Source organism: Virgibacillus salinus (assembly GCF_900102415.1).
GTDB classification, from domain to species: Bacteria; Bacillota; Bacilli; order Bacillales; family Amphibacillaceae; genus Lentibacillus; species Lentibacillus subterraneus.
The window spans coordinates 459,917-486,211 of the sequence record NZ_FNKD01000003.1; the positions used below are offsets into that span (position 1 = coordinate 459,917).

Annotated in this window: 23 protein-coding genes, 1 tRNA gene and 1 pseudogene; 21 read left to right on the top strand and 4 right to left on the bottom strand. The window is 39.5% G+C overall.

The features are described from left to right. Positions 1-181 precede the first annotated feature (181 nt). The 7 genes and pseudogenes from BLS02_RS14340 to BLS02_RS14370 all read left to right on the top strand — a co-directional run bounded on the left by BLS02_RS14340 (position 182) and on the right by BLS02_RS14370 (position 7,665). Positions 182-254 (top strand) — tRNA-Val (locus tag BLS02_RS14340). Positions 255-795: 541 nt separating this feature from the next. Further along, positions 796-1,248, top strand: coding sequence for a CopY/TcrY family copper transport repressor (locus BLS02_RS14345; RefSeq protein ID WP_092493713.1), 453 nt, complete (start codon positions 796-798; stop codon positions 1,246-1,248). Between the two features lie 14 nt (positions 1,249-1,262). Then, positions 1,263-3,716: a heavy metal translocating P-type ATPase gene (locus BLS02_RS14350; RefSeq protein ID WP_092493714.1), complete on the top strand. Its 2,454-nt coding sequence runs from the start codon at positions 1,263-1,265 to the stop codon at positions 3,714-3,716. Between the two features lie 53 nt (positions 3,717-3,769). Next, on the top strand, positions 3,770-4,045 hold the full coding sequence (locus BLS02_RS14355; protein WP_092493715.1) for a glutaredoxin family protein: 276 nt from the start codon (positions 3,770-3,772) through the stop codon (positions 4,043-4,045). A gap of 413 nt (positions 4,046-4,458) precedes the next feature. Further along, positions 4,459-4,659, top strand: a pseudogene (locus BLS02_RS14360) (universal stress protein); the annotation flags it as partial. Positions 4,660-5,643: 984 nt separating this feature from the next. Next, positions 5,644-6,510, top strand: a complete 867-nt coding sequence (locus BLS02_RS14365; RefSeq protein WP_092493716.1) for a DMT family transporter — start codon at positions 5,644-5,646, stop codon at positions 6,508-6,510. A 201-nt stretch (positions 6,511-6,711) separates the two neighbouring features. Beyond that, positions 6,712-7,665 carry a hydroxyacid dehydrogenase gene (locus tag BLS02_RS14370; protein WP_092493717.1) on the top strand — a complete coding sequence of 318 codons (954 nt, stop codon included), beginning with the start codon at positions 6,712-6,714 and terminating at the stop codon, positions 7,663-7,665. A gap of 197 nt (positions 7,666-7,862) precedes the next feature. Here BLS02_RS14370 and BLS02_RS14375 read toward each other — a convergent pair whose 3' ends face one another. Beyond that, entirely contained in the window at positions 7,863-8,678 is an 816-nt protein-coding gene (locus tag BLS02_RS14375) for a helix-turn-helix domain-containing protein (protein ID WP_092493718.1), read from the bottom strand. A gap of 235 nt (positions 8,679-8,913) precedes the next feature. On the opposite strand from BLS02_RS14375, the gene sda reads away from it, so the two are divergent. The 8 genes from sda to BLS02_RS14415 all read left to right on the top strand — a co-directional run bounded on the left by sda (position 8,914) and on the right by BLS02_RS14415 (position 16,144). Then, entirely contained in the window at positions 8,914-9,081 is a 168-nt protein-coding gene (gene sda, locus BLS02_RS14380) for a sporulation histidine kinase inhibitor Sda (RefSeq protein ID WP_092493719.1), read from the top strand. 349 nt (positions 9,082-9,430) lie between these two features. Further along, entirely contained in the window at positions 9,431-10,795 is a 1,365-nt protein-coding gene (locus BLS02_RS14385; protein ID WP_092493720.1) for a sigma-54 interaction domain-containing protein, read from the top strand. Positions 10,796-11,012: 217 nt separating this feature from the next. Further along, positions 11,013-11,708 carry a CoA transferase subunit A gene (locus BLS02_RS14390; RefSeq protein WP_092493721.1) on the top strand — a complete coding sequence of 232 codons (696 nt, stop codon included), beginning with the start codon at positions 11,013-11,015 and terminating at the stop codon, positions 11,706-11,708. Between the two features lie 17 nt (positions 11,709-11,725). After that, complete coding sequence (locus BLS02_RS14395) at positions 11,726-12,400, top strand: 3-oxoacid CoA-transferase subunit B (protein WP_092493722.1); 675 nt, start codon at positions 11,726-11,728, stop codon at positions 12,398-12,400. Between the two features lie 18 nt (positions 12,401-12,418). Continuing rightward, positions 12,419-13,198: a 3-hydroxybutyrate dehydrogenase gene (locus BLS02_RS14400; RefSeq protein ID WP_092493723.1), complete on the top strand. Its 780-nt coding sequence runs from the start codon at positions 12,419-12,421 to the stop codon at positions 13,196-13,198. An 85-nt stretch (positions 13,199-13,283) separates the two neighbouring features. Beyond that, complete coding sequence (locus BLS02_RS14405; protein ID WP_092493724.1) at positions 13,284-14,462, top strand: thiolase family protein; 1,179 nt, start codon at positions 13,284-13,286, stop codon at positions 14,460-14,462. Between the two features lie 35 nt (positions 14,463-14,497). Further along, positions 14,498-15,781, top strand: a complete 1,284-nt coding sequence (locus BLS02_RS14410; protein WP_092493725.1) for a GntP family permease — start codon at positions 14,498-14,500, stop codon at positions 15,779-15,781. A gap of 138 nt (positions 15,782-15,919) precedes the next feature. Continuing rightward, the gene (locus BLS02_RS14415; RefSeq protein ID WP_092493726.1) at positions 15,920-16,144 is read left to right on the top strand and encodes a hexameric tyrosine-coordinated heme protein; all 225 of its coding nucleotides are present in this window, start codon (positions 15,920-15,922) and stop codon (positions 16,142-16,144) included. Between the two features lie 197 nt (positions 16,145-16,341). Here BLS02_RS14415 and BLS02_RS14420 read toward each other — a convergent pair whose 3' ends face one another. Then, a complete protein-coding gene (locus BLS02_RS14420) occupies positions 16,342-16,911 on the bottom strand; it encodes a LemA family protein (RefSeq protein ID WP_092493727.1) in 570 nt (189 codons plus the stop codon). A gap of 15 nt (positions 16,912-16,926) precedes the next feature. Then, the gene (locus tag BLS02_RS14425; RefSeq protein ID WP_092493728.1) at positions 16,927-18,081 is read right to left on the bottom strand and encodes a DUF3137 domain-containing protein; all 1,155 of its coding nucleotides are present in this window, start codon (positions 18,079-18,081) and stop codon (positions 16,927-16,929) included. Positions 18,082-18,316: 235 nt separating this feature from the next. Here BLS02_RS14425 and BLS02_RS14430 point away from each other — a divergent pair, with 235 nt between their 5' ends. Both BLS02_RS14430 and BLS02_RS14435 read left to right on the top strand, forming a co-directional pair. Further along, the gene (locus BLS02_RS14430; RefSeq protein ID WP_217633968.1) at positions 18,317-18,715 is read left to right on the top strand and encodes a putative immunity protein; all 399 of its coding nucleotides are present in this window, start codon (positions 18,317-18,319) and stop codon (positions 18,713-18,715) included. Between the two features lie 589 nt (positions 18,716-19,304). Then, the gene (locus tag BLS02_RS14435; RefSeq protein WP_092493729.1) at positions 19,305-22,340 is read left to right on the top strand and encodes an efflux RND transporter permease subunit; all 3,036 of its coding nucleotides are present in this window, start codon (positions 19,305-19,307) and stop codon (positions 22,338-22,340) included. Between the two features lie 18 nt (positions 22,341-22,358). On the opposite strand, the gene BLS02_RS19020 is transcribed toward BLS02_RS14435, so the two are convergent. Beyond that, positions 22,359-22,517, bottom strand: coding sequence for a hypothetical protein (locus BLS02_RS19020; protein WP_175559503.1), 159 nt, complete (start codon positions 22,515-22,517; stop codon positions 22,359-22,361). Positions 22,518-22,700: 183 nt separating this feature from the next. Between BLS02_RS19020 and BLS02_RS14440 the strand changes: the two genes are divergently transcribed. From BLS02_RS14440 to BLS02_RS14455, 4 genes are all read left to right on the top strand, one after another. Beyond that, entirely contained in the window at positions 22,701-23,120 is a 420-nt protein-coding gene (locus tag BLS02_RS14440) for a pyridoxamine 5'-phosphate oxidase family protein (protein ID WP_302846744.1), read from the top strand. Positions 23,121-23,642: 522 nt separating this feature from the next. Further along, positions 23,643-24,179 (top strand): TetR/AcrR family transcriptional regulator, encoded by a 537-nt coding sequence (locus BLS02_RS14445; RefSeq protein ID WP_092493730.1) that lies wholly within the window; start codon positions 23,643-23,645, stop codon positions 24,177-24,179. A gap of 241 nt (positions 24,180-24,420) precedes the next feature. Next, positions 24,421-25,299 carry a beta-keto acid cleavage family enzyme gene (locus BLS02_RS14450; RefSeq protein WP_092493731.1) on the top strand — a complete coding sequence of 293 codons (879 nt, stop codon included), beginning with the start codon at positions 24,421-24,423 and terminating at the stop codon, positions 25,297-25,299. 13 nt (positions 25,300-25,312) lie between these two features. Beyond that, positions 25,313-26,287, top strand: a complete 975-nt coding sequence (locus BLS02_RS14455) for an L-carnitine dehydrogenase (RefSeq protein WP_092493732.1) — start codon at positions 25,313-25,315, stop codon at positions 26,285-26,287. The last annotated feature ends 8 nt before the right edge of the window (positions 26,288-26,295 follow it).

Consider the following 26,295-nt stretch of genomic DNA (forward strand, 5'->3'; position numbering starts at 1 on the left):
AACTGATTAAACGCAGAATTACCTTATGAATCCTGAATAATCTCGTCGAAAACTGAATAAATCCAATTGGTAACACCTGAAGCGAGCAAGAGCAGAATTTTCCGGACTTAGTCCAAAAACGTATTGACAGAATTTATTACTCTACTATATAGTTATAGTTGTCCGATATTTACTATTACACGATTCCGTAGCTCAGCTGGGAGAGCGCATGCTTGACAGGCATGAGGTCGTTGGTTCGAGCCCAATCGGAATCATTAAGTCTTAAAAGCCTTTGGTCGTTGATCCGCAACGTCAGGGGCTTTTTTATATCGATTAGAAATAACTATAAAGCAAAAGAGGCTGATCCACAACGTCTTATACAGACTTATGGATCAGCCTCTTTTTATTTAACGACTATCAATTTATTGAAAAACGACTTGCAAGACCATGGCATCCGCAACATGGATGAACCCAGCATTATTGTTTTTAACGAAGGTAATAAATGTCTCTGCCTTTGATTGGTACTTGTACCATTAAGCGATCAAGTAGCACAATTTGGGTTAAACTCGACGATTTCCATGTTTACTCTATATAAAAATGTACAGGCTGCCATCTGTTCTGTGGGCCGTAATCTTCAGTAGCGGCTTGTGCGTTTTTCAAGCACCAGCCGATAGTTGCGATGGACAGCTTTTTTCATCGGAACAAAAAGAAATCGTGTTGATTTTTAAAAATAAGCTCATACTATTGACAAAAATCGATTACAATTGTAAACTAAAGTTGTTCGATTACAAATGTAAACGAAATGGAGGTATTCCAATGGCCATAGAAGAAAAGATAGAGATTACTGAATCCGAGTGGGAAATCATGCGTGTTGTCTGGACGCTTGAAAAAGCTACAAGTAAAGATATCATTCAAGTTTTACAGGATAAAAAAGATTGGAAGCCGGCGACTGCTAAGACATTTATAGGGCGTCTCGTTAAAAAAGGCATGCTCAATACGGAGCCGAAAGGCAATAAATATATTTATTCGGCTGCCTTCAGTGAAGAAGACAGTGTGAAAAGCGTTACGGATCGTCTTTTCGATCAAATATGCAGTAAAGAAGTAGGGAAAACAATTGCTGATATGATTGCAGGGGCGACATTGAGCCATAAAGATATTGAGTTGCTGCAAACTGTTTTAGATAAAAAGAAAGACGAGGCTGTCGACGAAGTGGCATGCAATTGTATGCCAGGTCAATGTAAGTGTAGAGATAACCACAATATGAATTAAGGAGTGAAAACCGTATGGAAAAGATGTTGAATATAGAAGGGATGACGTGTGCATCATGCGCGCAATCCGTTGAAAAATCAACGGGGAAGCTGCCAGGTGTAAAAGAAGCAAGTGTCAACCTTGCAACCGAAAAGTTGAAAGTAGATTATGACGAAAGCTCGGTTTCCCTGGAAGAAATTTATGGAGCCGTGGAACAATCTGGATACAAAGCGGTGGCGGATACAGAAACCAAGACGTTCAAAGTGGAAGGGATGACGTGCGCATCATGCGTTCAATCGGTAGAAAAAGCGACGAGAAAGATTGAAGGCGTCATCGAATCAAATGTGAATATGGCAACTGAAAAAATGGTCATCCAGTATGATCCAGCTATAGTGTCCGTAAAAGATATCAAAGAGGCCGTAGCTGGTGCGGGATATGAAGCATATGAAGAAATTGACGCAGCAAGCTCTGTGGATACAGACCGGGAGAAAAAAGAGCAGCATATCAAAGACATGTGGCGACGCTTTTGGCTCTCTGGTCTATTTACCATTCCATTACTTTTGATGTCGATGGGACACATGATCGGACTGCCTTTACCAGGGTTCATTGACCCAGAGTTGAATCCGGTCAACTTTGTCATCACGCAGCTGATCCTGACCACCCCGGTAATGATTTTAGGGAAAAGCTTCTTCACCGTAGGATTCAAAACATTGTTCAAAGGCCATCCGAATATGGACTCTTTGATTGCTTTAGGAACAAGTGCAGCTTACTTGTATAGTTTGATTGCTACGATATTCGTGTTAATGGGAGATGCAAGCTATGCGATGAATTTATACTACGAATCAGCGGCAGTTATTTTGACTTTGATTACGTTAGGGAAGTATTTTGAAGCACTGTCGAAAGGGAAAACTTCAGAGGCTATTAAAAAATTGATGGGCATGGCTCCAAAAACCGCGATCGTTGTGCGAGGAAAAGAAGTGGAAATCTCCGTGGACGAAGTGGCAGAAGGCGACATCCTTATCGTTAAACCCGGTGAAAAAATGCCGGTCGACGGCATTGTAGTTGAAGGGGCGACTTCCGTGGATGAATCCATGCTGACCGGAGAAAGCGTTCCAGTCGAGAAAGCTGCAGGCGACAATGTCATCGGAGCAAGCATCAACAAAAATGGAACCATCCGCTATAAGGCGACAAAAGTAGGCAAGGATACAGCCTTATCACAAATCATCAAATTGGTGGAAGATGCGCAGGGCTCAAAAGCACCAATAGCTAAGATGGCTGATGTCATCTCCGGTTACTTCGTGCCGATCGTTATCGTCATATCCTTAGTTTCCGGATTAGCCTGGTATTTTGGCGGTCAGACTGGATTATTCGCGTTTACCATCGCTATTTCCGTGTTAGTCATCGCCTGCCCATGTGCGCTTGGGTTAGCGACACCGACTGCAATCATGGTCGGTACCGGTAAAGGTGCGGAAAATGGTGTTTTAATTAAAAGTGGTGGAGCGCTTGAAACTACCCATGAAATTGAAACGATCGTATTTGACAAGACGGGCACGATCACAGAAGGCAAATTGAAAGTTACTGACGTCATTATTGCCAAGGAAGAGATATCAAAAGATGAGTTATTGACACTGGCAGGATCGGCAGAAAAAGGGTCAGAGCACCCGCTTGGTGAAGCAATCGTGGAAGGTGCGGAAGAAAACAACCTTCATTTTAAAAAGGTCGAAAACTTCACAGCCATTCCTGGTCATGGTATCGAAGTGACCATTGAAGGCAGTAATGTACTATTAGGCAACCGCAAGTTAATGGCTGATAACAAAGTTGCACTGGATGCTTTTTCCGAGACGTCCGATCAATTGGCCAATCAGGGGAAAACGCCAATGTTCGTGGCGCTTGATGGAGAGTTGGCAGGTATCATCTCAGTAGCAGACACGATTAAAGATACAAGTGTGAAAGCAATTGAAAAACTCCATGACATGGGCGTGGAAGTTGCCATGATCACCGGGGACAACAAACTTACTGCAGCCGCTATCGCCAATCAAGTAGGAATCGACCGTGTCTTAAGCGAAGTGCTGCCGGAAGATAAAGCAGCCGAAGTGAAGAAACTGCAGGAAGAAGGAAAGAAAGTAGCAATGGTCGGTGACGGTATTAATGATGCACCTGCACTGGCCCAGGCGGATATCGGGATTGCTATCGGATCCGGCACCGATGTCGCGATGGAATCAGCAGATATTGTCTTGATGCGAAGTGATTTGATGGATGTGCCGACGGCGGTCAACTTGAGTAAGTCGACGATTAAAAACATCCGACAAAATCTATTCTGGGCATTCGCTTATAATGTATCAGGAATTCCGATTGCGATGGGAATCCTATACTTGTTCGGAGGACCATTGCTGAATCCGATGATTGCAGCGGCGGCGATGAGTTTTAGTTCCGTGTCGGTATTGCTTAACGCATTACGCTTGAAAAAATTCAAACCCTCTACTGTTTAAGTTGCTGAGTTAGCGGAAAAAGACAATAAGTATCAGAAGGAGTGTGAAAAGCAATGAAAAACAATTTGGATCTTGTGCTTTATACGCGCCCGATTTGCTCAGACTGTCAGGATACGAAAGAGTATTTAGCATCTGAAAATATTGAGTACCAGCATAAAAATGTTGGGGAAAACCCCGAATTTGAAGAGGAGATGAAGGAAATCTCCGGCAACCGGATCGTTCCGTTGTTCGCTTTTTATAAAAAAGGGGTTTTCGGCAAAAGAAAACTGGTGAAAAACCTCATTGGATTTGATAACAATAAAGAAGAAATTAAAAGCTTGTTAAAATAAGCTAAATAGCCCCCTCTGAGTGACAGAGGGGGCATTTTATGGTGTGCCAGGCATGCACACATTCTTTAGGGTTAGAGTCCCGAACCGCGAAGGCAGTAGTAGCGGTTAGCTTAAGACAAGGGTGTCTGGGGTGACCGAGAATCTGAAGGAAGTCGGCGGCAAATCTCCGCCTTGAGGAACACGGACTTCATAGAAGGCTAGGTGTATTTGGGTGAGACTGCCATACAAGTTAAAAGCCCTTACTGCCGAAGGATACACAAAGTAAATACGTTTTGTAATACTTAGATTAATTAATATTTCAACTCTACCTCATCACAAGTCCAATGCTTTCAGGTTAGCGTATACTTTCAACAAAAGTTCTCATCTGTTTTACACCAAAACACAAATCTTGCAAAATAGGAGTTTTTTGAGTAAAAGAGGCTGGAATTTCATGCGATATAAAAATTCTACATGGGGAACCCGGCCCTGCGATCGTAGAATATAGTAATAAAAACGAAATTGACATTGTGATAATTGGAAGCAGGGGTCTTAATGCCCTTCAGGAATTTGTGTTGGGGAGTGTAAGCCACAAGGTCGCTAAGCAAGCGAACTGTCCTGTACTTATTGTGAAATAGGTTTTCTAAATAAGGATTGGTCAATGGTTGTGATATATTTGGAAATGGATAGTTTTATCCCTCAAGTAAGGGATGTGTGTCATGTTAAATTTGTAGAATTTACTTCTTTGTTTGTGATTTCGTAATAAGGTCAGTAAGATTTAGTTGCAGTTAAGAAACCAACATAGCTGTCGATTGCGCAGCCACCATCTATCATGAAAATGAATTTTTAATCGAATTAGAGATGTGTTTTCATATGGAAATTTGAGGTTTGGCGGACAGCAGAGACCTTATTAGGAAGAAATCCGCGAAAATGGTGGTGTTTGCGGATACGAGGGACCTTATTTGGCACAAATGCCCTCTATTAACCATGATATATGAAAAATAAGTGCTTCTGTGTCCGGATAACTTCGAAAAGGTCACTTTTATATAGAAATAGCGTCTCCTGTGTCCGCTCGTTAAGCCCTTTATAGAAGTTAAAGAATACCCCGTGCCTTTGCAACACGCAGACACCAGCTATTATGAAAATGAATTTGTAATCAAACTAGTTCATACAAGAGTATAAATTCTTCCTTATTGCATAAGTGCAACTAGGGCACACGCCATTAAGGCTTGGTCAGTGCCAAGTTTTCTAATCAGCATAGTTCAACTATTTACCTAACCTTTCCTTTGCTACAAAACCTGATACGTTTCTAGTAGAAAATTGCTATCATACCTATTCTTAAGCTTAATATTAATTAATTCTTGATAAACCAAACGTATTAAATTTTATTTTCCTCAATTGAACCAAATGGATTTCATTGAAAATTTTTGACAGGCATGAGGTCGTTGGTTCGAGCCCAATCGGAATCATTAAACTCAATTAGCTGTGAACCCTCGAAATTCGAGGGTTCACAGCTTTAAGGAGCCTTTCCTTCGTTCATTAAACAAATTTCTTTCCATTCTTCTGGTTTTGTAATAGCATAGTTCAAGTGATTAAGAAATTAGCTATTGGAGGAACAACTGATGTCTGATCGCAACAAAGGCATTATATTATTATTGGTATCTGCTTTAGGTTTTTCACTTATGGGGGCCCTTGTGAAGCTATCCGGTGATTTGCCAACAGTACAGAAAGCATTTTTTCGCAATATTGTAGCTGCTATTATTACATTAGGCATCGTGATGTATCATAAAGAAAGATTGTTCGGAAAAAAAGAGCATCAGAAGCTTCTGCTTTCCCGTTCTGCACTTGGGACTGTTGGAATTGTTTTGAACTTTTATGCCATTGATCGTTTGGTTTTATCTGATGCTGAGATGTTGAATAAACTCAGTCCGTTCATTCTTATTATATTCTCGGCGATTTTTTTGAAAGAAATCGCTCGCCGGTTTCAGGTCTTTGCTGTAATCGCAGCGTTTATTGGCGCATTATTCATCATTCAGCCCGAATTTTCCGTAGAGATTTTTCCGTACATTATTGGTGTACTCGGAGCAGTGTTCGCTGCTGGTGCTTACACATTTCTTCGGGTTTTGGGAAATAAAGAAAAATATTATACCGTCGTTTTTTACTTTTCTTTGTTCGCAACAGTGGCGCTACTGCCGTTCACAATTCTTTTTTACGAACCGATGAGTATGAAGCAATGGGCATTCCTTATCCTGGCTGGGTGTTGTGCCACTGTCGGTCAATTTGGAGTAACGCTTGCTTATAAATTTGCACCAGCTAATGAAATATCGATTTTCTTTTATTCGACGGTCGTTTATTCGGCATTATTAAGCATTGTTCTATTCGGACAAATTCCGACGATACTCAGTATCATTGGCTATATCATCATTTTTGGTTCATCGTTTTATATGTTCCTGAAAAATAACCGGATGGATATGCAAAAAGCAAAATAGGCAATATTTATAAAAAATAAGTTAGCTTGAGAGAAGAGTAGTATCTATAATGATGCTGCTCTATATTTAATTTCGCACGATGAGATCATTTATCCTTTGCATGCATATAATCAATTAGGAACTTTAGAACAGTATTATTAAGTCAAGAGTCAGGAACAGATACATAGGTAAATAAATTACTCACATAGGGAGTGAAGGCTCATGAAGGTGCTCGTAACCGAGTTAATGTGGGATGATGGAATTGAAGAGCTCAAGCGCAATGGCTATTCCGTGGATTATGATATGGAGTTGTCACGGAAAAGAAGTGAACTGCTTGAATTGGCACCGGCCTATGATGCACTCATTGTCAGGAATGAAACAAAGGTCGATGCTGAATTGCTTGATGCAGCAATAAACACCAAAGTCATCGGCCGTCTTGGTGTTGGACTCGATAACATTGATCTGGACGCGGCAAAAGCCAGAAACATGCCAGTCATCCCGGCTATACATGCGAATGCGACGTCTGTTGCAGAGTATGTAATGGCATCAATGCTGGATGCCTATCGTCCTTTGGCTGAAGCAGATGCTGATGTTCGTCAGGGCAATTGGGATCGAAAGTTCTTTACGGGATACGAATTAAACAGGAAAACGCTCGGACTTGTCGGAATGGGTGAAATTGCCCACCGTGTTGCTAAACGGGCCAATGCTTTCGGAATGAATATCATGGGCTATGATCCATTTGTTAAGCCATTCGATCATATACTGGCAGAAACCGGTGTTCGGCCGGTAGAAACACTTGATGAGTTGCTTACTCACTCAGACTTTGTTTCCATCCATGTCCCGCTGACAAAAGCAACACGGCATATGATCAGCAAAGATAATTTTGAATGCATGAAGCACCATGCTTATGTGATCAATTCAGCAAGAGGCGGAATCGTGCATGAGCAGGATTTGGTGGAGGCTGTGCAATCTGGGGAAATTGCCGGGGCGTATCTTGATGTACTGGAAACAGAGCCTGTTCAGAAGGGTTCTCCACTTTCCAAGGTTGAATCCATCCACCTTTCCCCACATATTGCCGGTTTAACAGATGAATCGCAATCCCGTACAGCTATGCTGGTTGCGAGAGAAGTGATGAAAGTTCTGGAAGGCGGAAAGTCTCTTTGTGCGGTGGTATGATTTGCGTTGCGTCTCCAGGTATGGAAGAGCATGACATTACACGGCTACTAAACTAAATCCAGTATTCCAATTCTCTGCAGGACCAACTTTTAAAGACCTCCAAATCCTCACTGGATACATAGGATTGGAGGTCTTCAGTTTGATATAATTCAAATCCGTCACGGGCATGTTTCCTAACATATTTAAATCCTGTTCTACTATTTCACTTGGATGAACAGGGAAGGGAAGATAAACGATTTATTACATGAACGATAAAACGGAGAATCTACTATTTCAGAATCTGTCATAAGATAGGAATAGCAATGCATCTTCTTGATATGCAGACCTGCTGAGATCAGCGAAGAGTCATATGCACGTAAAAATAATATATTTCTGTGAGTTACTTTCAAAGTATGATCTTCTTCTAAATCAAGGTAACTGCCTAACTCCGCAATCCAATCATTTTCGGTATATTGCTCTTCAAACATCCATATACGTACAGGATTTTCTTCTTTAAACATATCCTGTAATTTATGAAATATACCTACGATATCCTTAGGTTCATTCTGAAGTATCACTTCCTGGTCGATAAAATAAATATGATCTTCTATTTCACTTTTCGTTAAGAAATTTTCCAGTCGTTGCTGAATTTGTATGTAATTCCTTTTTTGTTCGATGATAATACAATAACTGTCTTGATGAACACCCGTAATAAGGAATGTTACTACATGTTCAAGATAGTTATCAAAATTATTAAAGAGGTATAGTATATCTCCTCTATTCATACTTCTGAAATATTCAGGTATATGACGATATGAAGGGGTTCTCTGATCAATATTAAGATTATCCTGAAAAAATTTCATAGGATCAAAATTTAAAACTTTTGCGATGTTTAGAGCAATGTTAAAACTGGGATTACGCTTTCCAGTTTCAATTTGTGAATAAAAAGCCCTGTCAATATAAGCATCTAAAGCCACTTTTTCCTGCGTGAATTGTTTTGACTTACGAAGTCGGATTAACCATTCTCTCTTCATTACTCCCCCCCCAGTCTTATGATGCAAGTATTTACTATACCCTTTAGGTAGTAAGATCAATATGCCTTCGTTTGTGGCAATTCGACACATTTCGCTTTTCGTCTTGAATTGAAAGCATCCTGTAGGTAACATTTATTATATTAAATAGAAAGATAGAGATTGCTATACTTATTATACCATGAAAATTCTGATTTATTTTCGATAGATTAAATATAATTATAATAGGGGTATTAAAATGATGATATATTTAAGTGACGAAGCGTTATTAAACGCATATAAGAAGGCGTTGAGACTAAAACTGGAAAGAGATTTTATTGATTTATTAATGATTGAGCTTGATAGAAGGGGAATTGCTTTCAGAAACTATGAAACAGAGTTATTAACCGAACTGACTGCGGAATGAACATGAGTGTTATGAGAACCCGAATTCTGTTCGAATAGCCTGGAACGGTCCCTCATCAGGGTTATGAGAACCTGGTCGAGTATTTTTCTGCAGCGTTGGATCAGCACTTCCCATTTAAAGGATGGAAGGAAATCAAGATGAAGTCGTGGCGCAGTTTATATCAGCTACTTGTTAAGATTCATTTCCTGGAAAAGCACCAATCTTTTTAAAACAGCCTATCTAATAACTTATTATAAGTCATTCGTTCGTTAAACAGTTGGTACAATTTGGATTGCTTGTCTCAATAGAAACCTGTTTCCCCCCTTATTCTTTTTGTTATAATATAATTGACGTATGGAGGGGTGTAACAATGCATCATTTAGCAGACAAATATAAAGAAGAGATTTTTGAAACGGTTTTTGAGAACGCTTACCATTGTTTCGTTGTAGTAAATGGTGATGGCTTGATAACATACATGAATATTACGTATTGTGACTTTCTGGAAACAAATAAACAAGAAGTGATTGGCAGACATGTAACCGATGTCATTGAAAATAGCAGAATGCATATAGTTGCTAAATCCGGAAAGGAAGAAATTGCTGACCTTCAATATATCCGTGGTAATCATATGATCGCAAATCGTATTCCTGTACGTTCTGATGGGGAAGTAGTTGGCGCCGTTGGAACCGTCCTGTTTCGTGATACAAAAGAATGGAAAAAGATGAACAGTCATATAAAGGATTTATTACTGGAGCTCGAACATTACCGCAGTCAATTGAATAATCAGCATGGAACAACATACTCGCTTCATGATATTGTAGGCAGTTCCCCGCAAATGAATGAATTGAAGAATAAAATAAAAAAAGTTTCACCTGGCGATGTTTCCGTATTGCTAAGAGGAGAGAGTGGAACAGGTAAAGAACTGTTCGCGCACAGTATTCATCACCTGAGTGAACGAAGTAGTAACCCTTTTATTAAGGTTAACTGTGCAGCGATACCTGAACATTTACTGGAATCGGAATTATTCGGCTATAAAGAAGGTGCTTTTACAGGAGCTAAAAAGGGTGGCAAATTAGGTAAGTTTCAGCTTGCTAATGGTGGTACCGTTTTTTTAGATGAAATTGGAGATATGCCATTAAGCGCCCAAGTAAAGATTTTAAGAGTTTTACAAGAAGGAGAAGTTGAAGCGCTTGGGGCAAATGATACTCAAAAGATAGATGTGCGGATTATAGCTGCCACAAATCAGTCCCTGGAAAAATTAATCGAAGAACAGCGCTTTCGGGATGATTTATTTTACCGGATAAATGTTGTACAGGTTCAGATACCTCCACTTAGAGAACGAACAGAGGATTTGCGGGTTTTATCCAAATATATCCTTAGCAAAGTGACAAAGCGCTCAGGTAAACGGGTTATCGACTTCGACCAGACTGTTTTGGACTGTTTCATGACATATCAATGGCCGGGGAATATTAGGGAATTGGAAAATGTTATTGAATCGGCGGTCCACTTAACGAATACCGAAATTATTACATTGGAAGACTTACCAGACCATATCCAGCCCAATTCCTATATCCTGCAACAGAATGGCACGTTAAAGGAAATCCTGAATAACACGGAAAAGCAAACGATTGAAAGAAGTTTAAATAAAGCAAACGGCGATAAGATGAAGGCTGCAAAACTGCTGGGAATCGGCAAATCTAAATTGTACGATAAGATAAAAAAATATGGAATATAAACTTTCCGTGATTTCGGAAATGTATTCCGTATTCGTGGAATTACTATATAAGTAAGGGCTTACATTACTATTAAATAAGAATTCAAATCCATTTTCCGTAAAATCGGAATTTGGATTTTTTTCGTTCGAGCTAAAAACGTCGATATTGTGACATTTTCTTAAGATCGCTGAAGTTGGCATGGTTTTTGCATATATAATTGTGAGAGGAGTGTAAAAGATGAAAAATACCTATACATCATTTAATGAAGCAGTTAAGAACATTCAGGACGGTTCCACTATTATGGTGGGCGGATTTGGCCTTGTCGGAATTCCGGAGAATCTGATACTTGCTTTAGTGGAATCGAATGTAAAGCATCTGACTGTAATATCCAACAATTGCGGTGTTGATGATTGGGGTCTTGGGCTGCTGCTGAAAAATAAACAGATTGATAAAATGATTGGCTCGTATGTTGGGGAAAACAAGGAATTTGAACGCCAGGTTTTATCAGGTGATTTAGAGGTTGAGCTTGTTCCTCAAGGCACATTAGCAGAGAGAATTCGCGCGGGCGGAGCTGGAATACCTGCATTTTATACACCAGCTGGAGTCGGGACACCACTTGCAGAAGGTGTGGAAGTACGAACATTTGATAATAAGGAGTACTTGCTACAGACTGCATTAAAAGCAGATTTCAGTCTTGTTCGGGCAGCAAAAGGGGACAAAAACGGAAACCTTGTGTACAACAAAACAGCCCGTAACTTTAGTCCATCGATTGCTGCAGCAGGAGAGGTGACAATTGCTGAAGTTGAGCAGCTGGTTGAACCGGGTGATCTTGACCCAGACCATATTCACACCCCTGGTATTTATGTGCAAGGGCTAATTGAAGGCAAGCAAGAGAAACGGATCGAACGATTAACATTAAGAAAACAAGCTTAAGAGGAGGATAATTATTTATGGTAAACCAAGCCGATAAAGCCACAATCCGTGAAAACATTGCAAAACGTGCGGAGCAGGAAATTGAAAGCGGTTCATATGTGAATTTAGGAATTGGCATGCCGACAATGGTTGCAAATTATATTCAGCAAGGTAAAGAAGTTGTTCTTCAGTCAGAGAATGGCTTGCTTGGTATTGGCAGATCACCAGAAGAGGAGGAAGTCGATCCTGATTTAATTAATGCCGGAAAAGAAACCGTTACAGCATCATTAGGTGCATCTTATTTTAGCAGTTCGGAATCCTTTGGCATGATTCGCGGAGGACACCTCGATCTTGCTATCCTCGGTGGCATGGAAGTTTCAGCAACAGGAGATTTAGCTAATTGGATGATCCCTGGAAAAATGATCAAGGGGATGGGTGGCGCAATGGATATTGTCCATGGAGCTAAAAAAATTGTTATTATCATGGATCATGTTAACAAACATGGCCAGCCGAAAATTTTAAAAGCATGCACACTTCCGTTAACAGGAAAAGGTGTTGTTAACCGGATAATAACGGATCGAGCAGTAATTGATGTTACTGATGCTGGACTAGAATTAGTAGAGGTAACGAACGGCTGGACAGTTGATGAGGTTATTCAATCTACAGAAGCAGAACTTATTGTGAGTGAAAATTTGAAAACGGCATCACTTTAAAAAAATGGAGGGATTCACATGTTAGTAGATAATAAAGTTGTTTTTATTACAGGTGCAGCAAGTGGAATAGGGTACGAGATTGGTGTTGATTTTGCTGAGAATGGAGCAAAGGTTGTTTTCTCAGATATCAATGAAGCAAAAGTTAATGAAGTTACGGAAAAACTGAGTAAAGAAGGGCATGACTGCTTTGGAATAAAGTGTGATGTAACAAAGGAAGATGAGCTCACCTCAGCCATTGATAAAACGGTTGAACGATATGGCAGAATTGATGTTTTGATCAACAATGCCGGGTTACAGCATGTTGCGTCAATTGAAGACTTTCCAACTGAAAAATTCGAATTCATTACAAAGGTTATGCTTGTTGCACCATTTATGGCAACAAAACATGTATTTCCAATCATGAAGAAACAAGGATATGGCCGGATTTTAAATATGGCATCGATTAATGGATTAATCGGTTTTGCTGGAAAAGCCGCTTATAACAGTTCAAAACATGGTGTGATTGGACTGACAAAAGTTACAGCGCTAGAGGGAGCTGAACACGGAATTACAGTTAATGCTGTATGTCCAGGTTACGTGGATACCCCGCTTGTCCGAAATCAGCTTGAAGATTTGGCAGGTAACCGAAATGTTTCACTCGAAAAAGTGTTAGAGGATGTTATTTATCCGTTAGTTCCACAGAAACGCCTGTTATCTGTTAAGGAGATCTCTGATTACACAATGTTCCTTGCCAGTGATAAAGCAAAAGGTGTAACAGGTCAGGCAGTTGTATTAGATGGAGGCTACACAGCACAGTAAAAGGGACATGGGGACAGGTCCCTTGTCCCGGAATATCAAACACAGCTCAATAAATAGAATCTGCTAATCTATGAGGAGTGAGAAGATGAACGATGTATATATTTTAGAAGGGGCACGAACTCCGTTTGGAACTTTCGGGGGAGGCCTTAAAGACAGCGACCCAACAGATCTTGGTGTAACAGCAAGCAAGGAAGCAATCAGACGCAGCGGGATAAGTCCTGAGGATATCAACTTAACTGTGATGGGGAATGTTATTCACTCGTCCAAAAATGCTCCATATCTCTCGAGACATGTTGCATTAAAAACCGGTATCCCACATGCAAGCCCAGCTCTTGCGGTGAATCGCCTGTGTGGATCAGGGTTACAATCGGTAGTTTCTGCAGCTCAATCAATCATGCTTGGTGAAGGTCAAGTGGCGCTTGCTGGTGGTGTTGAAAGCATGAGTCTGTCACCACATGCACTAAGAGGAAGTCGTTTTGGAACGAATTTGGGAACACCTCAAATTGATGACATGCTCTGGGCCGCTTTGACAGATGAATATATTGGCGGTGGTATGGGATTAACGGCAGAAAACCTTGCAGAAAAATATTCTATCTCACGTGCGGAGCAAGATGAATACGCTTACCTGAGCCATCAGCGGGCAGCAGAGGCTAGAAATCAGGGTAAGTTTGCAGAAGAAATAACGCCTGTTGAAGTGAAATCCAGAAAAGGTTCAACTTATGTTGAGAATGACGAGCAGATCCGTGAAGATACAAGTACCGAAAAACTTGCTAAATTAAAACCTGCCTTTAAAAAGGATGGCACGGTAACTGGCGGAAATGCCAGCGGGATAAATGATGGTGCTGGTGCAGTAGTTTTGGCAGATGAAAAGTTTGTCCAAGAAAACAAGGCAACCCCAATTGCGAAGATAATCTCATGGGGAGTAGGCGGTGTTGACCCAGCCTATATGGGTATTGGCCCGGTTCCTGCCATTAATAAAGCTTTGGCGAACTCGAATTTATCATTAGATGATATTGATTTAATAGAAGTAAATGAAGCATTTTCGGCACAATATCTTGCTGTTGAAAAAGAGTTAGGTCTGGACAGGGAAAAAGTGAACGTCAATGGTGGAGCTATAGCATTAGGTCATCCAATTGGCGCAAGCGGTACACGAGTGCTTTATGCCGTTATAAAAGAATTACAGAGAAGAAATAAAAAATATGGAATAGCTTCTTTATGTATTGGTGGTGGCCAAGGCATCGCTATGGTTGTAGAAGCAACGTAATTTAATTGATTTATATTTTTAGGAGGGGTTTTTGAATGTTTGGTATTTTACTAGGACTTGTCGTATTAATGGTACTAGCGTATCTGGGATGGTCGATTATATGGGTAGCACCAATTGCTGCCGGGGTAGTGGCAATCACAGGTGGTTTGGATATTCTCGAGGCATACAAAGACACATATATGGGTGGGTTTGTCTCGTTCGCAAAAGACTGGTTCCCTGTATTTATGCTTGGGGCAGTATTTGGTAAATTAATGGAAGATACAGGGATGGCAAGATCTGTTGCAGTTGCGTTTACTAAAGTTATCGGCACGCAGCGTGCAATATTGGGTGTGCTGGTTTCCGCAGCAGTATTAACATATGGAGGAGTAAGTTTATTCGTAGTTGTATTTGCTGTTTATCCTCTTGCATTAACATTGTTCCGTGAAGCAAATATCAGCAGAAAACTGATACCAGCAACGGTTGCGCTTGGTGCATTTACATTTACCATGACAGCTATACCCGGAACACCACAGATACAAAATCTGATTCCGATGGATTATTTTCATACTGACGCTATGGCAGCTCCTGTCATGGGGATAGTTGCAGGGATAGTAATGGCTGTTGGTGGTTACTTGTACTTACGCTGGCGCGAAAAAAAGATGACAGCGAAAGGAGAAGTTTTTACGGAGCCAAAGGATAACAAATTTATTAATGTGGAGGGAGATACACCTTCATTTCTGTTATCGATATTACCACTTTTAACAGTTCTAATTACATTGAATGTATTTGGCTGGGATGTAGTTGTAGCGTTAATAGCAGGAATTGTGTTAATTATGGCGCTTAATATTTCGAAATTTAAAGGTTTTGTTAAAACAATTAATGCCGGAGCAGTTGGTTCTGTAACAGCGATAATTAATACAAGTGCAGCAGTAGGATTTGGTACGGTAGTTAGGGCTGTTCCTGGGTTCGAACGGTTAACAGAACTGCTAATGGGAGTAAAAGGGAATCCGTTAATTTCCGAAGCAATTGCTGTTAATATACTTGCTGGTGCCACAGGTTCGGCTTCAGGTGGTATGGGTATAGCTTTGGAAGCTCTTGGAGATAAGTATTATCAAATATCCCAAAACACAGGAATAGATCCAGAACAGCTTCACCGGATTGCATCACTTTCGTCAGGCGGACTTGATGCCCTTCCACACAATGGAGCCGTACTGACACTATTCGCAATAACAGGAATGACACACAAAGACAGCTATAAAGACTTATTTGTCGTTGCAGTGCTAATACCAGTAATTTCCGTAATCGTAGTAATCCTACTAGCTACAATCGGAATCTTCTAGTCGTGGGTCAGGTTCCTCGTCCCGGGGGACAATGGGGACAGGTTTATTGTCCCAGATTGTTTTCCTAATCAGCCAAAGATAAACTGTTTCTATTGATATTTTATTCTATTTTAAGAAAAGGACAAGGAGATGATATTTATGGCAGATTGGCTCACAAGTTTAAAAACAGACACACCTCAAGAAGGGTTCGAACTTGCGATTACACTCTCTAGAAAAGGCGTAGGATACACCCAGACTTCTCCAGATGTTCGTGAAAAATTAAGGGCAGACTACGCAGAAAGTGCAGATAGTTTAACAATGGCATCACAAGTTATAGCAATACATTATCAAACAGTTGCTGCAGCAAATAACTATTGGAAATAAGAACATATCTAAGGACCGGGCGGTTTTCGCTCGGTCCTTTCTGTGGAGTTAATAAATCCTTTCATACTGTATAAGTGTGACTAGGAGGTTTGGCATTAAGGCTTACACTCCAGAGTATAAGGGGTTCTTAGAAAGCAAAATACGCTTTCCTAAGAATCCCTTTAACGGTGGGACAAGGAACCTGTCCCTCATGTCCCTTATTCTTCAAACATTGCGCTTACATTGGGGGTTTCTTTTTTAGATTGGTCTGTTACTTCAAATGATGGTTTTTGGCTGAAATTAAAGATAGTTGCGATGATGTTTCTTGGAAATGTTACGAGATAGGCATTGAAATCTGCTACTCTGGCATTAAAAGTTCTTCGTTGCGCCTGAATATTTTCTTCAATATTTGTAATCCGGTTTTGCAGGTGATTATATTGTGAGGTGAATTTAATATCGGGATACGCTTCCAATCTGCCTAACAGGGTGTTAACAGAACCGTCTAACCGTTGGGAGTCTGCTAGTTTATCTTCCACATTTTTATTTGAATTGCGATTTACCTGTGAACGTAAAGCGGTTACTTCTTCAAGCAATTCCTTCTCATTTTCTACAGCACTTTTCGTCGTTGAAATTAAATTTACAATTTCATCCGCCCGATTTTGTAAAAGTACATCCATATTGGAAAAGGATTGTTCCACTTTTACTGCGCCTTTTTTAACGTTATTGTATGTGATAATGATATAGAGAAGAAACAGTGCAATTACACCAATGATAATAAACATCGTCATGACTTTTCACCCCATTTACGCCTTATTCCATAGTTTTAAGTTCAAATCTAACTCTTCCACTAGCATTAATGCCTGGTTAATATCTTCAAAGTAATTATAAATCGATTCCTTATCAGCCTTCTTATCGATATTAAATTCGAAATGGTCTTGGAGTGTGTTTAACAAGAAGTACATTTTCCCATCCTTAAATGAAAAATAAGGAACAATCTTTTCGATAGTTTTAGCGACAATTTTTAGGTGCTGATTCGGTATACGTTCTTTTGACCTTTCTTTTGCTCCATCAGCCAAGGCCAACATTTTTTCCATGAAGCCTGGTGTTAAAATATAGCGTGCTTTGACTTCATCTGTTGTCTTAACTGCAAATCGCTCATTAAATTCCACGTTGTCAAGCTCGATTTCTTCAAGCTTAGGCTGCTTATGAAATATATCCAGTTTTTTAAAGTCGAAAAACAGATCTTTTCTTGGTGCTATGACAGTAGTTCCTTGAAAATCTTTATTAAAATCAACATCAAAGAATAACCCTTGAAAAATGACGGTTTCCTGTTGGTGTCCATCGGTATCTGACCATGTGTCTATAGCTGTCACTTCGGAAAAAGCGATATCTGTTTTGGGGCTATCATCCGGTTGTAATTCTTCCTCATTTCGTTCCAGACTGGAAGTAACCTGTTTAATATTTTCCGGCGTAGTATTTTGTGCTGATAATTCATGTTCCTTCTCGGTTTCAGACTGATCCGGGTCATAGACACTTCCCCAAATTAAATCGTCCCCGAGATATTTATCTGGTTTCTTTGGGAAAACTCTCGTATCTAAAAATGTTTCTTTAGGTATATGTTTTTCTGGTGCGTATTGGAATTCAGGGTTAATAAATGTTACAACCTTCCGTACAATTCTTTTCTTCATGACGCCTTCGAATGACTTGTATGTTTTGGACATCTTACTAAATCCAATAATAAGTACGACAAATGTTGCAATAAAAAAAGCAATGAAATAGTCTGAGAAAATCAGGCCAAGTAAGATAGGGATTAATGCAGCTACTGTAGTTATTTTCGCTTGTTTATTACGTCTCTTTTTTAAATTTTTTCGGTTTGCTTCTAACTCCTCAATCTCACCCTTTATTTCCTCTTCATAAAATTGGTCGAACTCTTCTCTCGTTTTCGAAATCTTTTTCACGGTACATTCCCCTCATTTATAGGTGACATTTCTATAACTACATCATACCGAGGGAAAATAAAAACGTATACTATACTCTGGTATACAATTTTAACAATACGTAGTTGGCAGCTAGTGCTGGAATTTTAATAAGAAAATAAAAACGCAAGGTATTTCACTATGAAATACCTTGCGTTTTTTTTAATGCTCACAATAAAATTTAATACAATAACAGGACGAAAGTGGAGGATTAAAAATGGAAGCTGATAGTGACATGAAAAAGGAAATAGCAGCGCTTACGATCGAGATGGGCCACAGAACATTAGCAACTTGGGCTACTGACTGTGCGGAACATGTACTATTTCTTTTTGAAGATGAGCATCCTCATGACAACCGACCAAGAAAAGCAGTAGAAGCGGGACGTGCATGGATACGTGGTGAGCTATCAGTAAGTGAAGCTCGTTCTGCCGCAGTTGCCGGACACGCCGCAGCTCGTGATACTGAAGAAGACTGCGCTCGTGCTACTAGTCATGCTGCAGCAATCGCCCACGTAGCAGGTCACACTGTACATGCTGCTAATTATGCTGCCAAAGCAGATAATAATGAACGTGCCTGGCAGTATCAGCACTTACTTGAATTGATGGATGATTTTTAAATAGCAATTCCAAAGTCAACACCACTTGACGGATCCTCATTCCGTTATTCCCTATAAAACCCTTGTTTAGAGCTTGGTTCAGGATCCTCGTTCCTTTATTTGCTATTTTAAGCCTCATATTCCATTGAATTTGTACTGTTAACGGAACGAGGATCCACATTGTATTTCGGATTGGAAAAGCTTCACCACTTAACTGAAGAGTCCTGCCGCAAAGTTGGACAACTCCTTATTCCAATCGCCTGAATCCCTCCTGATGGAGATAGTCAGCCGCGGCATTATATATTGAGTGGGTTCTGTCTAAATCATTCCCAGCATTGATTTCCCCACGTCTATACAGCTGGAAACATTCTTACTGCAAGACAATTATTTATAAAATAACCATCTTGTTAAGACAATACACCCCCAAACGCTAACTATTTTCTTACGATAATCCAAAATACCTAATAAAAAACACACAGTATTGAAACCAAGTTGATGTTTAATCGTAGGAAGGTTATGAAATATTTGAAATAACAGAAATTTTAAAGAGTTAATAGGGAATGAGTAAACACTTTTAAATGAATGACGACTAGAACAGGGGGGATTTTTTTTGCTTAAATTGATTTTAAGAAGAAAGATTTTAGTTACTTTAGTTACAGTGTTGATAATCATCTTAGGAGGCTACTCATTAACAAAGCTTGATCAAGTGCTGTTACCAGAAGTGGAATTTGATCAAGCCTATGCAATTGTAAGTGCTGGAGATATGTCTGCAGCTGAAGTAGAAAGGTCAATAACAAATCCACTGGAACAACGCATTCAAGGCGTCGATGGTGTAGAGGACATAGATTCAACTACGGCAATTGGGCAAAGTTCGATCTACATAATGATTGAATCCGGTCGAGGGCATGAAGTTTCACAAGAAGTTACATCGATTGTACAATCCACGACAGCTGATATAGCTGGAATAACAGATGTAGTTACAGATCAAGTAGGAACAACACAGAACTATGAATTTTATATGGATATTTCGAATGGCGATATGGATAAGATGACAGAATTTGCTGAGGATATATTAGAACCTCGTTTAGAAAACCTAGCTGAGGTTGATAATGTATCTCTAATGGGAAATCAGAGTTATGAAATGGCAGTTGAATTTGATAGAGAGGCAGTCAATGACAATGCGCTTGATATTTCAAAAGTCACTTCTGTAATTCAACAAACAAATACAGAAGCGACTCTTGGGGAATTAAGTGCTGAACAAAATGAACCATCGTTGCGATGGCAAACAAAATCGCAATCTGTAGAAGATGTGGAACACATTCAAATTCCTACTCAAACAGGATTTATTGATTTACAAGAGATAGCCAATGTTACCTTAAAGCCTTTAGCTTCTTCATCATACGTATGGAAAAATGGTACAAAGGATTTTATTTTTATCCAAATCGGTCGTTCAGCGAACACAACTCAAATTGAAATGGCAGAATCTGTCCGAACGGAAGTCAATGATATACGTGAGGAAGGGTTAATAAGTGGGTTCGAATTAAATGAGATGGTTGCGCAAGCTGATTATATTCAGGATTCGATTGATGGTATATCCAGCAATATACTTGTTGGTGGAATATTAGCGATCGTGATCTTATTACTATTTCTACGCAATTTAAGAGCAACCGTTATTATTGGTGTTTCCATACCGACATCTATTTTACTCACATTTATTACGATGTGGATATTGGACTATAGCTTCAATATCTTAACCCTTATTGGTTTGGGGTTAGGGATTGGTATGATGGTTGATTCGGCCATCGTAATATTAGAATCAATTTATAGAAAAAAAGAAGAAGGCCTAAACTCGGTAACAGCAGTTATCCATGGTACAAAAGAAGTAGCAACAGCAGTGATTGCCTCCATGCTGACAACAATTGCGGTGTTTTTGCCGATTGGAATTATGGGTGGCGAAGTGGGTCAATTTATGATCTTATTGTCTGTTGTTGTTGCTACAACATTAATTAGTTCTGTAATTGTCGCATTTACATTAATACCGACTTTAGCCGAGAAGTTTCTTAAGCTTCCTAAAAAGAAGAAGAGAAATGATTCAACGATAGTAAATAGTTATGGAAATTTCGTTGCATGGATTGTAAAGCAAAAGAGGAACAGTTTCTCGGTTGTTTTCATATTTTTCCTATTATTTGTCGGTTCAGTTTTTCTTGTACCAAAAATTCCGATGAATATCATGCCTGATATGTTAAACCGATATTCAGAGCTTTTAGTCGATGTAGAGTCAGGTTTAACCGTTGAAGAAAGAGAGGAACTTACCAATAAAATCAATGAAACCCTAATTGAGATTGATGATGTGGAATCAAACCATCTTATTGATGAAAGTGGATCCTTTTATACATTTATCAATATGACGAAAGGTGAAGATATTACCAGAGAACAAGAAGAAGTAAATGAAGACATTTTACAGTCATTACGCAACTTAAGTGAAGATACTCCTATTAAAAGTGTCCAAAGTATGATGTCAGTAAGTACAGGTTATCCAGTGCAAGTACAAATAAGTGGTGAAGATTTCGAACAACTGCAAATACTTGGCGAGGATTTCAGTAAGGAGCTTGAACAGATTCACGGCATTGAAGAAGTATCGAATTCTATTGAAAGAACTTCCGTTGAAAAGGTAGTTGAATTAAAAGAAAATGCTATGGAAGATGCAGGTTTATCAGAAAACCAAATCAGACAGTTTATCCAACAAGTATTTTTAGATATGCCAATTGGTGAGGTGACAGTCAGCGAAGAGAGTATTCCGTTAAATTTAAAATGGGGTAAAAAAACTACGACAGAAGATGCGTTGCTTGGCCTAAAGGTACCGACACAAAATGGAGAAGAACCCTTATCTACGTTTATTGAACTTCAAAGTGTTCAAGTACCAAATGAAATTTCACATCATAATGGGGAACGTTATATCACAATTTCTGCAGACACGAGTGATACGGATTTAGGGTCGGTTAATAGGGAAGTTCAACAATTAATAGATAATATAGAATCCCCCCTTGGTTATACGATTAGTGTTGCTGGGGACTTGGAAGAACAGCAGGAATTAATGCAAGATATGATTTTAATTTTAGCCATTTCAATCTTCTTAGTTTACTTAGTAATGGCCGTACAATTTAATCATTTATCACATCCATTAATCGTTATGTCTGTAATACCTATGACTATTGTTGGTGTCATTGCTGGATTGTATATCACCCAACAAGAACTCAGTGTTATGTCTGGAATGGGTATTATAATGTTAATCGGTATCGTGTTAAATAATGCAATTCTATTAGTTGATCGTGCAAATCAATTACGTAAGAAGGGTTATACCTTAATTGAATCCATCTCTGAGGCAGGAAAAAATCGTATTCGTCCTATCTTTATGACGACGTTAACAACAGCAGGAGGCATGTTGCCACTTGCTCTAGCTGGTGGTATATCAGGAAATTATCAAGCACCAATGGCAATAGCAATTATTTCGGGGCTACTATTTGCAACATTAATCACATTAGTCTTAATTCCAGCAGTTTATCAAATTTCTCATATTATCGGAAATGGATTTCAACGTGTATTTAAGAAAAAGAAATCAACAAGATTAGATGATTTAGCAGGCTAGGTTTTAGGGGTCATATGCCTACAAGGCAGTTCCATTTGAGGTGTCTGACCCCAATTCTTGTTTATTACGTCTCTTTTTTAAATTTTTTCGGTTTGCTTCTAACTCTTTAATCTCACCCTTTATTTCCTCTTCATAAAATTGATCGAACTCTTCTCTCGTTTTCGAAATCTTTTTCACAGTACATTCCCCTCATTTATAGATGACATATCTGCAGCTACTATATTCATCATATCGAGGAAAAATAATAACGTATACTATACTCTCGTATACATTTTTAAACTAATGAGCAAAATGAAGAATGTGTTATCTTTCCAACTAAATGAAATTCTGCAGATATTTACAGGGAAGGAGTGAATTTGATTGACTGATGCTATTAAAGCAAACATTGAAAAAATACTTCAAGATAGCCATGTTGGGCCAATGGCTACGGTACAAAATGATAAGCCGCATTCCAGGTATATGACTTTTTTTCAGGAAAATTTAAAACTCTACACAGCAACAAGTAAAGAAACCCACAAAACCGAAGAAGTAGAAAAGAACCCTTTCACACATATCTTACTCGGATATGAGGGGGATGGGTTTGGCGATGAATATGTAGAGTATGAAGGGAAAGTTACCATCAGTAATTCTGATGAGCTGAAAAAACAGCTGTGGATTGAAGACATGAAACATTATTTTGATGGACCTGAAGACCCAAATTTCATTGTACTTGAAATTGAGCCAATTCAAATTCGGTTAATGAATAAAAAAGGCAAAGCGCCAAAAGTGCTGGAATTATAAAAAGAAAGCAAAAACGCAAGCTCTTTCACTGTGAAAGAGCTTGCGTTTTTTTAATAATATGGACGAAATGGAGGAGCAGAAATGAGTCATGCCACCGATCAAGCTGTCCATACTGCTTATTATGCAGTATCGACACTTACTGGAAGGAATGAATAATTTTTAATTAGCACATTCGAAGCCAACATCCATTTGGCGGATCCTCATTCCGTTATTCCTTACAAAAACCCTGTTTGGAGCATGGATTAGGATCCTCGTTCCGTTATTTGCCTTTTTAAGCCCTATTTTCCATTGAATTTGTACAATTAACGGAACGAGGATCCGCCTCATCCCTTCTAGAGCAGCTTTTCACCCTTTTAACGGAACGAGGATCCACTTGTATTTCGTGTTGGAACAATTTCACCGAGTGGGTTCTGTCTAAGAGCATAACAGCTATTTTTTTCCAATTGTGGGATTGCAATGAAACCGTCTGGATAGTATAGTAAAAGATGCAAGTAGTTCAATTAATGAAAAAAGGTGAATGGAATGGGTCGAAATTCGAGAAAAATGGAAATCCTAAATGCTGCCTCAAGGGTTGTCAGTGAGCACGGCATCTTTGATTTAACGCTGGAGGCTGCAGCTAAAGAGGCAGGTATAAGTAAGGGTGGCTTGCTTTATCATTTTCCCTCAAAAGAAGCATTGGTTAAGGGGATGGTTGATCACCTTACGAATAATTATCGGCAGAAAATAGCTGATAATGTCACTGCTGATCCAAATGATAATGGGAAATGGACACGTTCCTATGTTGATGTCACATTTAATCAGACATATCAGAATAAAGATATGAACTCAGGATTATTAGCTGCCAAAGCTGTTAATGAAAAATTGCTGGATCCAATTCGTGATTTGTATTCTGAGTGGCAGGAAGAAATAGAAAACGATGGGATCGACCCAACCAAAGCAACCATTATTCGATTGGCAACGGATGGAATATGGCTGGCAGAACTTTTTGATATATATCATATTGGCGAAGAGAAAAAAGAGATCGTATATAAAAGATTAATTGAATGGGCGAATGAATGATTTACTGAAAAGCAATTAGCCCTATTTTATTCTTAATTTTAAAGAACCTAAAACCCTAATTATGTCAGGGGATTTAGGTTTTTTTTGCGTTCTCTCGCAAAAATTATTCGACAAATTTTTCTGATTATCTGGTTGCACACAAACCGTCCAGATGGTATAGTATCACTTGTGATTATAAACCGTCCGGATGGTACAGTATTAAATGGATAACTAAACCGTTTTACATGAAAGGAGAACTATTATGAATAAAAAAGTCATGTTAACTGCAGCTGTAACTGGTGCTGGTGATACAACGAGTAAAAGCAGTCATGTACCAGTAACACCTAAAGAAATTGCTGAAGCGGCTATTGAATCTGCTAAAGCTGGGGCAACCGTAGCCCACATTCATGCCCGTGATCCCGAAACTGGTGGTATAAGTCATCAGGTTGATCATTATCGCGAAATTGTTGATCGTATTCGCGAATCTGAAACAGATGTAATCATTAATATCACCTCAGGTGGTGGCGGTGACTTCATTCCAAGCTTAGACACGCCAGCTGCTGGTGGTGACGGTACAGACATTCAAACACCTGAACAACGTCACAAACCGGTAGGAGAATTGCTTCCGGAAATGTGCACACTCGACTGTGGCACTACTAATTTTGGCAACATGATTTATATGAGTCCCACTGATTGGCTAAGAGAGCAGGCGAAACTTGTCCAGCAAAGTGGTGTGAAGCCTGAGCTGGAATGCTTTGATACAGGGCATCTTCGTTTTGCTAATCAATTAGTCAAGGAAGGACTTATTGATGGTGATCCAATGCTTCAATTCTGCTTAGGTATCCCCTGGGGAGCGGCTGCAGATGTAGAGACAATTCAATATTTGAAAAGTCGTCTGCCGGAAAATGCTCATTGGTCAGCATTTGGAATTGGACGCATGCAGCTTCCGATAGCAGAAGAGACAGCAAACCTTGGCGGTAATGTCCGTGTCGGTCTTGAGGATAATCTTTATCTTGAAAAAGGTGTTTTTGCACGTAACGATCAACTTGTTGAAAAAGCAGCAAACATGCTGCAGGCAAATAATATTGAAATTTTGAAACCAGAGGAAGCACGCCTTCAATATGGTTTAAGAACCCCTTGAGGAGGAAATGACGATGCATGAAAACGAACAACAAATAGAAAAATTAGCTGTCATAGGAACAGGGGTAATCGGTAACGGATGGATCACCCGATTTTTAGCTAAAGGGTATGATGTAGTTGCTTTTGACCCGGCAGAAGGAGCAGAAGAACGCACGCACCAAAGTATTAAACGAGCGTGGGAATCGATGGAGAAAATTGGTCTGGCTGATGGTGCATCACCTGATCGCTTAACATTCGTTCCTACCGTAGAAGAAGCAGTCCAGGATGCTTATCTGATTCAGGAAAACGTTCCAGAACGAGAAGATTTGAAAAAAAGCGTACTGGAATCAATCGATCAGTTTGCAAAACCAGATGCGATTATCGGATCTAGTACATCCGGTATAAAACCAAGTACATTACAGAAAAATTTAAAGCATCCTGAGCGTTTACTAGTTGCACATCCCTTTAATCCAGTACACATATTGCCGCTTGTTGAACTTGTTGGAGGAGAATCAACAGAACAAACGATAATTAATCAGGCTGTTAAATTCTATGAATCTATTCATATGAAGCCATTAGTTGTACAGAAAGAGATTGAAGGACATGTGGCAGACCGTTTAATGGAGGCACTGTGGCGCGAAGCCTTGCATATAGTTAACGATGGCATTGCAACAACTGAAGAAGTTGATGCTGCGATAGTTTACGGTGCTGGCTTAAGATGGGCACAAATGGGACCGTTCCTGACATTCCATTTGGCAGGCGGCGAGCAGGGAATGCGTCATATGCTGGAACAATTCGGCCCGGCATTAAAACTTCCATGGACGAAATTGGAAGCACCTGAATTAACCGATGAATTGAAAGAAAAAGTAGTTGAAGGCTGCGAAACACATGCCGGCGATAAGTCTGTTGCGGAGCTGGAAGATAAACGTGATGAATTCTTGGTGAAGCTCCTTGATCTTGTTGAAGAATATTGGCCGGAGTCGAAAGGTATCGCTACGAGTGAAAAATAGAGAGGAGC

Excerpts from the sequence above, each read along its gene's own strand:
- BLS02_RS14365 (WP_092493716.1), top strand. The coding sequence starts at position 5,644 with ATGTCTGATCGCAACAAAGGCATTATATTATTATTGGTATCTGCTTTA.
- BLS02_RS14390 (WP_092493721.1), top strand. The coding sequence starts at position 11,013 with ATGAAAAATACCTATACATCATTTAATGAAGCAGTTAAGAACATTCAG.
- BLS02_RS14430 (WP_217633968.1), top strand. The coding sequence starts at position 18,317 with ATGGAAGCTGATAGTGACATGAAAAAGGAAATAGCAGCGCTTACGATC.
- BLS02_RS14375 (WP_092493718.1), bottom strand. The coding sequence starts at position 8,678 with ATGAAGAGAGAATGGTTAATCCGACTTCGTAAGTCAAAACAATTCACG.
- BLS02_RS14400 (WP_092493723.1), top strand. The coding sequence starts at position 12,419 with ATGTTAGTAGATAATAAAGTTGTTTTTATTACAGGTGCAGCAAGTGGA.
- BLS02_RS14395 (WP_092493722.1), top strand. The coding sequence starts at position 11,726 with ATGGTAAACCAAGCCGATAAAGCCACAATCCGTGAAAACATTGCAAAA.
- BLS02_RS14405 (WP_092493724.1), top strand. The coding sequence starts at position 13,284 with ATGAACGATGTATATATTTTAGAAGGGGCACGAACTCCGTTTGGAACT.
- BLS02_RS14410 (WP_092493725.1), top strand. The coding sequence starts at position 14,498 with ATGTTTGGTATTTTACTAGGACTTGTCGTATTAATGGTACTAGCGTAT.
- BLS02_RS14370 (WP_092493717.1), top strand. The coding sequence starts at position 6,712 with ATGAAGGTGCTCGTAACCGAGTTAATGTGGGATGATGGAATTGAAGAG.
- BLS02_RS14420 (WP_092493727.1), bottom strand. The coding sequence starts at position 16,911 with ATGACGATGTTTATTATCATTGGTGTAATTGCACTGTTTCTTCTCTAT.
- BLS02_RS14445 (WP_092493730.1), top strand. The coding sequence starts at position 23,643 with ATGGGTCGAAATTCGAGAAAAATGGAAATCCTAAATGCTGCCTCAAGG.
- BLS02_RS14455 (WP_092493732.1), top strand. The coding sequence starts at position 25,313 with ATGCATGAAAACGAACAACAAATAGAAAAATTAGCTGTCATAGGAACA.
- BLS02_RS14350 (WP_092493714.1), top strand. The coding sequence starts at position 1,263 with ATGGAAAAGATGTTGAATATAGAAGGGATGACGTGTGCATCATGCGCG.
- BLS02_RS14345 (WP_092493713.1), top strand. The coding sequence starts at position 796 with ATGGCCATAGAAGAAAAGATAGAGATTACTGAATCCGAGTGGGAAATC.
- BLS02_RS14450 (WP_092493731.1), top strand. The coding sequence starts at position 24,421 with ATGAATAAAAAAGTCATGTTAACTGCAGCTGTAACTGGTGCTGGTGAT.
- BLS02_RS14355 (WP_092493715.1), top strand. The coding sequence starts at position 3,770 with ATGAAAAACAATTTGGATCTTGTGCTTTATACGCGCCCGATTTGCTCA.
- BLS02_RS14415 (WP_092493726.1), top strand. The coding sequence starts at position 15,920 with ATGGCAGATTGGCTCACAAGTTTAAAAACAGACACACCTCAAGAAGGG.
- BLS02_RS14385 (WP_092493720.1), top strand. The coding sequence starts at position 9,431 with ATGCATCATTTAGCAGACAAATATAAAGAAGAGATTTTTGAAACGGTT.
- sda (WP_092493719.1), top strand. The coding sequence starts at position 8,914 with ATGATGATATATTTAAGTGACGAAGCGTTATTAAACGCATATAAGAAG.